The sequence below is a fragment of the Actinacidiphila bryophytorum genome (assembly GCF_016916835.1).
GTDB lineage: Bacteria > Actinomycetota > Actinomycetes > Streptomycetales > Streptomycetaceae > Actinacidiphila > Actinacidiphila bryophytorum.
This window is the reverse complement of record NZ_JAFFIX010000019.1, coordinates 1-11801: the sequence shown is the minus strand read 5'-3', so window position 1 is coordinate 11801 and position 11801 is coordinate 1. Positions and strand designations below refer to the sequence as shown.

Here is an 11801-nt window from a genome sequence, read left to right as displayed (position 1 = left end):
GTCTTTGTGAACGCGTGCACAAAGATGGTGTCCGTTTTGCCCGGCGGAAGTGATGGGCATCACGCACTCCCATTACGGACATTGGGCACGCTTTGCCGTGGCGAATCGTTGCTGCGGCGCTTCCACAGCGCGTCCGCCGCCGCCAGCAGACCGGGGGCCTCGGGCCAGCGGACACCTGCAGCCTGCAACAACTGCCGCTCCAGTACGGACGCCCCGGCGCCGGCCGCCCCGCCGGCCGCGAGACGGGACTGCGCCACAAAGTGGCCGAAAAGCGCCGCCGTGGCGCGGGCGTCGCCCAGCGCGGTGTGCGGGGTCCAGCCGGTCACTCCCAGCTCCTGCACGCATGCGCGCAGCGACAGCCCGCAGGGCACCGGGTGTTCGCGGTGGCGGTCGGCGGCCAGCCGCATCGTGCACACCTCGGGCACGGCCGGCAGCCGCACCCCGACCCGCGCGTACTCGGCGGCCAGGAAGGCCCGGTCGCAGCCGACGTTGTGCCCGACCAGCACCCGGCCGCGCAGCAGGGTCAGCAGCCGGGCGGCGATGCCGGCGAAGCGCGGCGCACCGCCGAGGTGCGCGGGCTCGATGCCGTGGATGTGCGTGGGGCCGACCGGGCCCTGCGGGTCGACCAGGGTCGTGAACTCGCCCTCGGGTTCGAGGTCGCGGTCCAGCAGGACCAGCGCCAGCTCGACCACCCGGTGCCGCCGCGACGACGAACCGGTCGCCTCGACGTCGACCACCGCGTAACCGCTCGCCGCGGTTGTGACCACCGAGGGCACTCGGCACGCTCCTCACACATCGCCCCCGGCCGTACAAAACGCCCTCGATCCTACCCGAGGCCGCAGAGCGGGTCAGGCCGCGCAGCCGGTCATGCCGCCAGTGCCCGGCGCAGCCGCTCGGCGTCGACACGCCAGAAGGTGTGCTGCTCGCCGTCGACCAGGACGACGGGGATCTGCTCCCAGTAGCGGCGGTACAGCTCCTCGTCCTGCGTGATGTCCTGCTCGACCACGGCGGCCCCGGCCTCCGCCGCGACCTCCTGCACCACGGCGCGGGCGTCGTCGCACAGATGGCACCCGGGCTTCCCGATCAGCGTCACGGTCCTGGCAGTCGTCATACGGCACATTGTGACGCCAGCGGTTCACGTACCCGCATCGTGGCCGAACCGGCCATGTCGCACGGGGTCGTTATGCTCGCGCTATGGCCGCTATCAGATGGCTCACCCCCCGCAGGCATTCCGCCACGGAGCGGAGCGTGCTGGCCGGCGAGGCCGCCGCTGCCGCCGCGGAGGCGGCACTCGCGACGAAGCCCCGGCCGCAGGAGCCCGCACCCGAGCCGGCGCAGGCCGACGCCTTCCCGGTGTCGGGCGACCCGCGCGCCGCCGCGTTCTTCGACCTCGACAACACCGTGATGCAGGGCGCCGCGATCTTCCACTTCGGGCGCGGCCTGTACAAGCGGCACTTCTTCGACACCCGCGACCTGCTGCGTTTCGCGTGGCAGCAGGCGTACTTCCGGATGGCCGGTGCCGAGGACCCCGAGCACATGCAGGACGCCCGTGACAGCGCGCTGTCCATCGTCAAGGGGCACCGCGTCGAGGAGCTGATGTCCATCGGGGAGGAGATCTACGACGAGTACATGGCCGGGAAGATCTGGCCCGGCACCCGCGCCCTGGCGCAGGCGCACCTGGACGCGGGCCAGCGGGTGTGGCTGGTCACGGCCGCACCCGTGGAGACGGCCACCATCATCGCCCGCAGGCTCGGCCTGACCGGGGCGCTCGGCACGGTCGCCGAGTCCGTCGACGGCGTCTACACGGGGCGGCTGGTCGGCGAGCCGCTGCACGGCCCGGCCAAGGCCGAGGCGGTGCGGGCGCTGGCGATGAGCGAGGATCTGGACCTGTCGCGCTGCGCCGCCTACAGCGACTCGCACAACGACATCCCGATACTGTCCCTGGTCGGCCACCCGTACGCGATCAACCCCGACAGCCGGCTGCGCAAGCACGCCCGCGCCGAGGGCTGGCGGCTGCGCGACTACCGCACCGGGCGCAAGGCGGCCAGGATCGGCATCCCGGCCGCGGCCGGCATGGGCGCGGTCGCGGGCGGCGCCGCGGCGGCGATCGCGATCAGCCGCCGCCGCAAGTGACAAGGATGCGCCGGTAGTAGGCCCACCGCCGGTGTCCGGCGCCGCGCACACGCTCACAACACGGCCTCTGCGCGAGCTGTTCACGAACAGAAGTGGTCAACAGGGGCCGCCTGTTCGATAATTGGTCGATCACCATTCCGTACAGGAAGTGGCGCAAACGGCGATTTGCGCAACTCGGTGTAGCGTCGCCTGTACGAAGCGTTATTCTCCTCAGACGCAATCCGGAACCCACGCGTCGCCACGACGGGTGAACGGTCCCGTACTGCACGTGATGGAAGTTCTGCCTCTGGGAGTCCCGTGTACCCACACGACGGGGTTGACACCTCCGGCCTGGCTGCGTTGCGCGCACTGGTGCTCGACCGACTGATGCGCACAGTCCCCGCGTACGCCCTGCCCGCCCTCGCCACGTCAGGTCCCACCGTCCCCGGCCCGGCGTACGCGCTGGCCGAAGTCAGCACAGCCGCAGGCAGACGCACCCGCACCAGCCAGGGCGCGGCAGGAACCAACGCCGCAGCCCACGGCACCCACGCCCGCCGCCCCTCCTCCGACACCGACTCCGGCCGGATGATGGACCTGGTCGAACGCGCCCAGGACGGCGAGACCGAGGCCTTCGGCCGGCTGTACGACCACTACAGCGACACGGTCTACCGCTACATCTACTACCGGGTCGGCTCCAAGGCGACCGCCGAGGACCTCACCAGCGAGACCTTCCTGCGCGCCCTGCGCAGGATCGGCACCTTCACCTGGCAGGGCCGCGACTTCGGCGCCTGGCTGGTCACCATCGCCCGCAACCTGGTCGCCGACCACTTCAAGTCGAGCCGGTTCCGGCTCGAAGTGACCACCGGCGAAATGCTGGACGCCAACGAGGTCGCCCGCAGCCCCGAGGACTCCGTCCTGGAGTCGCTGTCCAACGAGGCGCTGCTGACCGCGGTGCGCAAGCTCAACCCGCAGCAGCAGGAGTGCGTGACCCTGCGCTTCCTGCAGGGCCTTTCCGTGGCCGAGACCGCCCGCGTCATGGGAAAGAACGAGGGCGCGATCAAGACCCTGCAGTACCGGGCCGTGCGCACCCTCGCCAGACTCCTGCCAGACGACGCGAGGTGAGACCTCGGTGGCCCCGCACGATCATCACACCTGCGTAACCCAACTGGCGCGGCACTCGTTGCTTCACATGCAGACAACTTGTGCCCGGCGCCGGAAGGCCACGGCTGCCGCGTTTCACTCGATCGGGTGCAAGGGTGGCATGCAGCGCAACCCACGGGCGGCACGGGGAGTCGAGTGTGGATGACGAGAGGAGGTGCCGCCCGTGATCGGACAGGCAACGGCACACCGCCGGGCGAACGCCTTCGCCCAGGCCCTTGAGGACGCGGCCGCCCAGGAGGGCGCCGGCGCACCGGAGCGGCAGCAGGGCGGCCACGCCCACGGCAGCCACGCCGCGGCCCGGCACGCCGACCCCGAGCAGGGCGCCCTGCTCGCCCTGGCCACGGCGCTCACCGAGCAGCCCAGGCCGGTGCTCGACCCCGAGCGCAAGACCGTGCAGCGGGCCCAGCTGATCGCCGCGATGGAGCAGGCGCTCGCCGACGGCAGCTTCCCGGCCACCGCCCGGGTGCCCGAGCAGCGCGGCGACGGGCAGGGCGGCAGCCACCGGCTGCGCAAACTCACCCCGACCAGCAAGCTCTCCCGGCGGCTCGCCGTCGGCGGGCTCACCGTCGGGGTCGCGGCGGGCGCCTTCGGCGGAGTCGCGGCGGCCAGCACCAACGCGCTGCCCGGCGACACCCTCTACGGCCTCAAGCGCGGTATGGAGGACCTCAAGCTCGACATGGCCAACGGGGACGCCTCCCGTGGCAAGGTCTACCTCGACATGGCCTCCACGCGCCTGCAGGAGGCCCGCCGCCTCATGGACCGCGGCCGCGGCGGACCGCTCGACGACGAGTCGGTCTCCGAGGTGCGCAAGGCCCTGTCGGGCATGCACCAGGAGGCCTCCGAGGGCCACCGGCTGCTCAGCCAGGCCTACCAGGAGGACGGCTCGCTCCAGCCGATCGAGACGCTCAACTCCTTCTCGGCGGCGCACCGCCAGGGCTGGACCGACCTGCGCGGCAAGCTGCCCAGCCAGCTCACCGACGTCTCCGAGCAGGTCTCCTCGGTCTTCGACGCCATAGACCAGGAGGTCGCCCCGCTGCAGGCGCTGCTTCCGCAGCCGAAGAAGGGCGAGCGCACCCACGGGGGCGGCGGCTCCTCGGACTCCGGCCCCTCCGGCGGTTCGCCCGCCGCGCCGTCCGCCTCCGCCCCGGCCACGCCCGAGGACAACGGCGCCGGCACGCAGAGCGCGAGCCCCACGCCGTCCGGTACGACGCCGGCCGACGGGCTCATCGGCGGGACGAACCCGCTCGGCCCGCTCCCGACCCTGCCGACCCCGGACTCCCCGTCCCCGTCCATCCCCTCGGGCCACTCCGTGACCCTCCCCCCGCTCCTCCCCGGCCTCCTCCCCGGCCTGGGCCTGGGCACGACCACCGACGACGAGGGATGAGCGGTCCGGGGTCGCCCTCCCGGCGGGGAGGGCGACCCCGGACCGCTCACGGGCCGTTCAGAAGAAGACCGACCTGCGCTGGACCAGCAGCTCGTACAAGGTGTGCTGGATCGTCTCGCGGACCTGGTCGGTCAGGTTGAAGACCAGCATCGGATCCTCCGCCGCCTCCGGCGGGTAGCCGTCCGTGGGGATCGGCTCGCCGAACTGGATCACCCACTTCGTGGGGAGCGGCACCAGGCCCGCAGGCCCCAGCCAGGGGAAGGTCGGCGTCAGCGGGAAGTACGGCAGGCCCAGCAGCCGCGCCACCGTGCGGGAGTTCCCGACCATCGGGTAGATCTCCTCGGCCCCCACCACCGAGCACGGCACGATCGGCACCTTCGTCTTCAGCGCCGTCGCCACGAAGCCGCCGCGCCCGAAACGCTGCAGCTTGTAGCGGTCGGCGAAGGGCTTGCCGATGCCCTTGAAGCCCTCGGGCATCACCCCGACGACCTCACCGCGCTCCAGCAGGACCTCCGCGTCCTCCGCGCACGCCAGCGTGTGGCCGAGCTTGCGGGCCAGCTCGTTGACCAGCGGCATCATGAAGACCAGGTCGGCGGCCAGCAGCCGCAGATGGCGGCCCGCGGGGTGGTGGTCGTGCACGGCGACCTGGGCCATCAGGCCGTCCAGCGGCAGCGTCCCCGAGTGGTTGGAGACGACCAGTGCCCCGCCCTCGGCGGGGATGTTCTCGATGCCGCGGACCTCGACCCGGAAGTACGCCCCGAACATCGGCCGCAGCAGCGACATCAGCACCTGGTCGGTCAGCTCGGCGTCGTAGCCGAACTCGTCGACCTCGTACTCGCCGGTGACCCGGCGCCGCAGGAAGGCGAGGCCCGAGGCGACCTTGCGCTCCCAGTCGCCGCCGAGCACCCGGTCGGCGACCGCCCCGACGGCCGCGGCCAGGTCGCCGCGCGGCTCCCCCGGCGGCTCCCCGGCCGGCGGCTCGACCGGGCGGCCGCCCGCGGCCTGCGCGGGAATGCCGGGCTGCGGTGGCTGCGGTACGGCGCCGTCCTCGGGCACCGCGGCCAGCGGCGGCTGCACGCCGTCCGCGGCCCTGCCGGGCGCGGGCGTACGGCCGCGCCCGGGGCGGTGGCGGCCGGAGCCGCGCCGGCCGCGCGAGTCCTCGTCGAAGGGGATCACCTTGGCGTCGGCCATGGTCCCTGCTCCTTCCCGTGGGCGGGCGGCACCGCCGCGGCGAGCCGGTCCACGGCGGCGGCGAGCCGGGCCGGGGGCAGCAGCCCCGGGCCGTGGCTGCGGGCGAAGTCGTGGAAGGTCTCGGCGGTGGTGTACGTCGGCTCGAAGCCGAGGGTGTCGCGCATCTGCGTGGTGTCGACGACCCGGCCGTGCGTGAGCAGCCGGATCTGCTCGGGTGCGAAGTCCGTCACGCCAGCCGTGCGCAGCACCTGCCCGAGCCAGGTCACCGCGGGCAGCAGCACCGGCACGGTGGGCTTGCCCAGCCGCCTGGCGGTCTGCGACAGCAGCAGCACCCCGTCGCCCGCGATGTTGAACGTGCCGCTGTTGAGGGTGCCGCGGCGGGCGTCGAAGGCGGCGAGCACCAGCACGTCCAGCACGTCGTCCTGGTGGACGAACTGCAACCGGGGGTCGTAGCCGAAGACGGTGGGCAGCACCGGCAGCGCGAAGAACTCCGCGAGCGGGGTGTCCGCGTCGGGTCCGAGGATGTTCGCGAAGCGCAGCACCGCCACCGCGACGTCGGGCCGGCGGCGGGCGAAGCCGCGTACGTACCCCTCGACCTCGACGGCGTCCTTGGCGAAGCCGCCGCTGGGCAGCGACTTGACCGGCGTCGTCTCGTGGAAGACCGCGGGGTCGCGCGGCGCGGAGCCGTAGACGCTGGTGGTGGACTTCACGACCAGCCGCTGCACGGTCGGCGCCTTCTGGCAGGCGCCGAGCAGCTGCATGGTGCCGATGACGTTGGTCTCCTTGACCTGGGTGCGGCCGCCGGAGCCCAGCGGGGTGCCGGTGACGTCCAGGTGCACCACGGTGTCCACGGAGTGCTGTGCCAGCACCTTGGCGATCACCGGCTGCCGGATGTCGGCCCTGACGAACTCCGCACCGCCCAGGTCCTGCTCCGGCGGCACCGCGTCGACGGCGACGACCCGCGCGACCTGGGGGTCGTGCACGATCCGCCGGACGAACCTGCCGCCGAGCTGCCGCGCGGCGCCTGTGACGAGCACCACCTTGCCCACGCCCACGGTTCAGCGCCTTCCTCGGGGTTTACCCGCACCGTATCCCCTGCGCCTCCCCCGCGCGCCCCCCGACATGCACCTGTTGCCCGCCGGACATGCCACTGCCCTCCCCCGGCCGCCGTGCGGCGGTGGGGGAGGGCAGGAAGTGCGGCGGAAAAGTCGCCCGCTTACTTCTTGTTGCGGCGCTGGACACGCGTCCGCTTCAGCAGCTTGCGGTGCTTCTTCTTGGCCATACGCTTACGCCGCTTCTTGATGACAGAGCCCACGACTACCCTCGCTTCGGTTTCACTCGGTGCGGGGCGTCCGAGCCCACACGACCTACGTCGGCCAAGCCTACCCGCCCGGAGCGGACGGACATAAACGAGGCCCACGCGGACGGTCATCTGCCCGTCAGGGCCTTCTCAGGCAGATTCCACCCCCACGTAGGACTCGCGCAGGTACTCGTGCACCGCCTGCTCCGGGACCCGGAACGAACGACCCACGCGAATCGCCGGCAGATGACCGCTGTGCACCAGGCGGTACACCGTCATCTTCGACACCCGCATCACCGCCGCCACTTCGGCGACGGTGAGGAAAACGACCTCGTTCAGAGGCCGCGTTTCAGTAGTAGCCATGTCACACCTGAACCTTCCGCACACGCCGGGCACCGGCTTCCCCTCCGGCGACTCAAAGCGGCGCGTGCGCTCCCCCCCAGATTAGGGGCGCATGAGGTAAGTGGGGAAGAGGAGTTGCCAATGGTTGACTACTGGGACAGCCAGGCACGCTTGAGTACGTAGCGCGTCAATGGCCGGTAGTAGTCGGACCTCACGGCGTCGTCGACGGGCACCGCGACCGATACGCTGCCCTCCGCCTCGGCGACGAATACCGCGGGGTCGTCGCAGTCCGCAAGACCGATGGCTTCAATGCCCAACTGACCTGCGCCGCACACGAATCCGTGATCTCCGACGACCAGCCGCGGCAGCATTCCGCCCTGTTCCGCGGCCGCCGCGAGAGCCGCTCTGACGGGCAGCGGCGAGTGGGTGTGGGCGCCCGGCTCGACCGGCGGACGGTCACTGTCCGTGTCCACCGGGCGGGCCACGGCGACTCCTCCGACGTACCACAAATGATGGCGGCGTACGCCGAACTGCGTGGGCACGTCCACGTCGCGCCCATACGCAGGGGTGAGGACGACACATCCCGCCGCCGAGAGAGCCGCGGCCAAAGATGCGTAGAAACCGAGGAGGCGATGTGGATGTCCTGTGCCCAAGAGGATCGGAATGCGGTCACGGGCGGCCCGCGCGAGCCGCTCAGCGAACGCGTCGAGCGCCGCCACCGTACAGTCCGGGTCGATCGCGTCGGGACCCGACGTCAGCTCCGGATCGGGCGAGACCCCGCACCGGTCGGCCATCAGCCGCAGCAGGTCGGCCGCCGTCCACTCCCCCGCCGGGTCGAGCCCCAGCGTCTGCCGCGGGTCGCGCGCCGCGAACAGCCGATAGCTTGCCAGGCTCTTCTCCCGCGGCGTCGCGACCTGACCGGCCAGCCCGGCCGCCACCAAATGCGCGCGCAGCGCGCCGACACTCACCACAGCATGATCGTGACGGCCCAACTCGCCCAAGGCGTGCGGAAACCGCCAAATTCACCCTACAGGTACCGGCCCGAACAACGGCCCGCGCACCAACGGGTACGACTCCGGCACCCGGCCCCCTGCCCCACGCCTCCTACGGCATGTCTCCTACGGCAGCAGCCCGTGCAGCGGGAAGACCGCCCGCCGCGTCGCCAGCACCGCCTGGTCCAGCCGGTCCGCGGGGTCGTAGCCGGCCTCCTCGAAGCCCGTCCAGCGCGGTTGCCTCCCATCGGTCATCCGCAGCGGCGCAGGCCGCCTGGTGCGCGCGTAGACCTCCTGCCGCCACTCCTGCGGAACCGCCGACTCCGGCGCAACCGGCGCGCCCGCCGCGATCGCCACCAGATGCGTCCACGTCCGCGGCACCACGTCGGTCACCGCGTAGCCGCCGCCCCCCAGCGCCACCCAGCGCCCCTCCGCGTGCTCGTGCGCCAGCGCGTGGCAGGCCTCCGCGACCATCCGCTGGGCGTCCACGGTCACCGCCAGGTGCGCCAGCGGGTCCTCCACATGCGTGTCCGCCCCGTGCTGGCTGACCAGCACCTGCGGCCGGAAGGCGGCCAGCAGCTCGGGCACCACCGCGTGGAAGGCCCGCAGCCACCCCGCGTCCCCCGTCCCCGGCGGCAGCGCCACGTTCACCGCCCCGCCCTCGGCCCCCGGCCCACCGGTCTCCTCCGGCCAGCCGGTGTGCGGGAAGAGAGTGCGCGGATGCTCGTGCAGCGAGATCGTCAGCACCCGCGGGTCGTCCCAGAAGGCCGTCTGCACCCCGTCGCCGTGGTGGACGTCCACATCGACGTACGCCACCCGCTCCGCGCCCAGCTCCAGCAGCCGCGCCACCGCGAGAGCCGCGTCGTTGTAGACGCAGAAGCCCGCCGCCGCCCCCGGCATCGCATGGTGCAGCCCGCCCGCGAAGTTCACCGCGTGCGCCGCCTCACCCCGCCACACCGCCTCGGCCGCCGCCACCGACTGCCCCGCGATCAGCGCCGAGACCTCGTGCATCCCCGGGAAGACCGGGTTGTCCTCGGTCCCCAGACCGTAGGCGGCGTACGCCCGGTACGCCGCTGCCGCCGACGCCGGCTCCCCCGACGCCTGCCGCACCGCGGCCACGTACTCCGCGTCGTGCACCAACCTCAGCGTCGACTCGCCGGCCGCCGGGGCCGCCACCACCCGCAGCGCCGGGTCGAGCCCGAAGGCCCGCACCAGGTCCCTGGTGAGCGACAGCCGCACCGGGTCCATCGGATGCCCTGGGCCGAAGTCGTAACCGGTGACCCGCTCATCCCACATCAACTGTGCTCGGCCGCTCATGGCCGACACCGTACCCGGCGGACTCCGCACCGAATGACCTGGCGTAGTGCAGCGTCAACCCCACCAGCACCATCGGTACGAGCATGGCGCCGCGGTAGCTCCACGCGTCACCCAGCGCGCCCACCAGCGGCGACCCCACCAGGAAACCCACGTAGTTGAAGACGTTCAGCCGCGCGATGGCCGTGTCCGACGCCCCGGGGAAGAGCCGCCCGGCAGCCGCGAAGGTCTGCGGCACGATCACGCACAGCCCGAACCCCAGCAGCGTGAAGCCCAGCATCCCGACCCACGCACCCGGCGCCACCGCCACGACCGCGAACCCCGCCATGGCCACGACCGTGCCAAGCCGCACCACCGCCACCGCACCGAACCGCCGCACCCCGAAGTCGCCCACCGAGCGGCCCAGCAGCGTCGTCACCATGTAGACGGCGTAGGGGACCGTCGAGAGCTGCTCGGAGCTGTGCAGGGTGTCCTGCAGGTACTTCGCGCTCCAGTTGGAGACCGTCGAGTCGCCGATGTACGCGAACGCCATCACCAGGCAGAGCGGCATCAGCAGCCGCATCACCACCGGCTGCGTCTCCTGCTGGGCGGCCTGGCCGGTGTCCGTGCCCGCGGGTGCGTCGAACGCGTCCCGGTACCAGCGGCTCGCCACTAGCGTCAGCGGGATCAGCACCAGCACCGCGGGCCCGTACAGCGCCACGAGCGAGACGTGCCAGTGCGCACCCGACCAGGCCAGCGACGCCCCGATGATGCCGCCCAGGCTGTACGCGGCATGGAAGCCCAGCATGATGCTGCGCCCGTACTCCCGCTGCAGGCTCACCCCGAGCATGTTCATCGACGCGTCCAGCCCGCCGACGCACACCCCGAACAGCGCCAGCGTCACACCGGCCACCCACATGCTCGACCCGGCCCCCAGGCCGACCAGCACCAGCGCCACCACCGGCTGCACCCAGCGCAGCACCACACTCGGCCGCAGCCGCTTGACCAGCTGCTCGGTCGCGACGCTGCCCAGACCCGCCAGGATCGGCACCGCGGCCAGGAACACCGGCAGCAGCCCGTCACTGATCCCGTAGCGGTCCTGGATCGCCGGAATCCGGGTCACCAGCAACGCGAAGAGCGCCCCCTGCGCGAAGAAGCTGACCGCGAGGGCCGCACGGCCGTACCGCAGGGACTGCGGGCGAGCGTCGTCGTCCATAAGCGAGCACGGTAGACGCGAAAGCTACGGATGAGTAGGTGCGCGGAGTCACGATCCTGCCTCGCGGTCCCCCGTACCCGGGAATTCCCCGCGGGTCAGCGGAACAGCAGGTCGGGCAGCTCGGCCATAACGGAGAACAGGGCACTGGCGTCCGCGAGCTTCGCCGCCGGCGTCATCGCCGTGTAACCGAACACCGCCATCCCGGCCGCCCGCGCCGCCGCCACCCCCAGCCCGCTGTCCTCCACCACGGCACACCGCTCCGGCAGCACCCCCATCGTGCGGGCCGCGTGCAGGAACAGGTCAGGCGCCGGCTTCCCCCGCCCCACGTCCTGCGACGAGAAGATCCGCTCCTCCCCGAACCTCTCGTACAGCCCGGTCTTCCGCAGCGCCACCCTGATCCGCTCATGCCCCCCGGACGACGCCAGGCAGTACGGCACCCCGTCCGCCGCCAGCTTCTCCAGGACGACGGCGACACCCTCGACCGGCTCCAACTCCCGCTCGAACGCCGCGAAGACACGGGCGTGATAACCCGCGTCGAACCCCTCGGGCAGACTCCCGCCGCCCCGCTCCCGGACGACATCGTGCACGCGGTGCATCGCGGCACCCATGAAGTCCCTGACCGAGTCCTCGAAGGTCGTCGGGAACCCGGCCTCGGTCAGGCAGTCCGCCAGGATGCGGTTGGAGATCCGCTCGCTGTCGACGAGAACGCCGTCGTTGTCGAAGATGACCAGGTCGTAGGGCATGGCCACACGGTACAGGGCCGCAGAACGCAGAAAAGCGTCAGCCCCCGTGCACGGCACGGGGGCTGAC

At 72.1% G+C, this 11801-nt stretch carries 13 protein-coding genes; 3 read left to right on the top strand and 10 right to left on the bottom strand.

All coding sequences use genetic code 11. From position 1 onward, the window contains the following. Positions 1-59: 59 nt before the first annotated feature. Together JT723_RS24345 and JT723_RS24340 are read right to left on the bottom strand one after the other, a co-directional pair. Positions 60-776, bottom strand: coding sequence for a 3'-5' exonuclease (locus JT723_RS24345; RefSeq protein WP_251512339.1), 717 nt, complete (start codon positions 774-776; stop codon positions 60-62). An 89-nt stretch (positions 777-865) separates the two neighbouring features. Beyond that, a complete protein-coding gene (locus tag JT723_RS24340; protein WP_240166122.1) occupies positions 866-1111 on the bottom strand; it encodes a glutaredoxin family protein in 246 nt (81 codons plus the stop codon). Between the two features lie 83 nt (positions 1112-1194). On the opposite strand from JT723_RS24340, the gene JT723_RS24335 reads away from it, so the two are divergent. The 3 genes from JT723_RS24335 to JT723_RS24325 all read left to right on the top strand — a co-directional run bounded on the left by JT723_RS24335 (position 1195) and on the right by JT723_RS24325 (position 4657). Further along, the gene (locus JT723_RS24335; protein ID WP_205046914.1) at positions 1195-2133 is read left to right on the top strand and encodes an HAD family hydrolase; all 939 of its coding nucleotides are present in this window, start codon (positions 1195-1197) and stop codon (positions 2131-2133) included. Positions 2134-2430: 297 nt separating this feature from the next. After that, on the top strand, positions 2431-3234 hold the full coding sequence (locus tag JT723_RS24330) for an ECF subfamily RNA polymerase sigma factor, BldN family (RefSeq protein ID WP_205046913.1): 804 nt from the start codon (positions 2431-2433) through the stop codon (positions 3232-3234). A gap of 202 nt (positions 3235-3436) precedes the next feature. Next, complete coding sequence (locus tag JT723_RS24325; RefSeq protein WP_205046912.1) at positions 3437-4657, top strand: DUF5667 domain-containing protein; 1221 nt, start codon at positions 3437-3439, stop codon at positions 4655-4657. Between the two features lie 57 nt (positions 4658-4714). Here the strand turns inward: JT723_RS24325 and JT723_RS24320 are convergent, their stop codons facing one another. From JT723_RS24320 to JT723_RS24285, 8 genes are all read right to left on the bottom strand, one after another. After that, positions 4715-5848: a lysophospholipid acyltransferase family protein gene (locus tag JT723_RS24320; RefSeq protein WP_205046911.1), complete on the bottom strand. Its 1134-nt coding sequence runs from the start codon at positions 5846-5848 to the stop codon at positions 4715-4717. Beyond that, positions 5830-6897, bottom strand: a complete 1068-nt coding sequence (locus JT723_RS24315; protein WP_205047022.1) for an NAD-dependent epimerase/dehydratase family protein — start codon at positions 6895-6897, stop codon at positions 5830-5832. Before JT723_RS24315 ends, JT723_RS24320 begins: the two co-directional genes overlap by 19 nt. A 167-nt stretch (positions 6898-7064) precedes the next feature. Further along, on the bottom strand, positions 7065-7280 hold the full coding sequence (locus JT723_RS36570) for a 30S ribosomal protein bS22 (RefSeq protein ID WP_443608210.1): 216 nt from the start codon (positions 7278-7280) through the stop codon (positions 7065-7067). Between the two features lie 18 nt (positions 7281-7298). Beyond that, positions 7299-7511, bottom strand: a complete 213-nt coding sequence (locus tag JT723_RS24305; RefSeq protein ID WP_031524045.1) for a helix-turn-helix domain-containing protein — start codon at positions 7509-7511, stop codon at positions 7299-7301. A 128-nt stretch (positions 7512-7639) separates the two neighbouring features. After that, positions 7640-8461, bottom strand: coding sequence for a phosphatase (locus JT723_RS24300; protein WP_205046910.1), 822 nt, complete (start codon positions 8459-8461; stop codon positions 7640-7642). Positions 8462-8608: 147 nt separating this feature from the next. Further along, positions 8609-9799 carry an acetoin utilization protein AcuC gene (locus tag JT723_RS24295; protein WP_205046909.1) on the bottom strand — a complete coding sequence of 397 codons (1191 nt, stop codon included), beginning with the start codon at positions 9797-9799 and terminating at the stop codon, positions 8609-8611. Further along, the gene (locus JT723_RS24290; RefSeq protein ID WP_240166121.1) at positions 9768-10991 is read right to left on the bottom strand and encodes an MFS transporter; all 1224 of its coding nucleotides are present in this window, start codon (positions 10989-10991) and stop codon (positions 9768-9770) included. The genes JT723_RS24295 and JT723_RS24290 overlap by 32 nt, the downstream gene beginning before the upstream one ends. Positions 10992-11086: 95 nt before the next feature. Continuing rightward, on the bottom strand, positions 11087-11734 hold the full coding sequence (locus JT723_RS24285; protein WP_205046908.1) for an HAD family hydrolase: 648 nt from the start codon (positions 11732-11734) through the stop codon (positions 11087-11089). Positions 11735-11801: the final 67 nt, after the last annotated feature.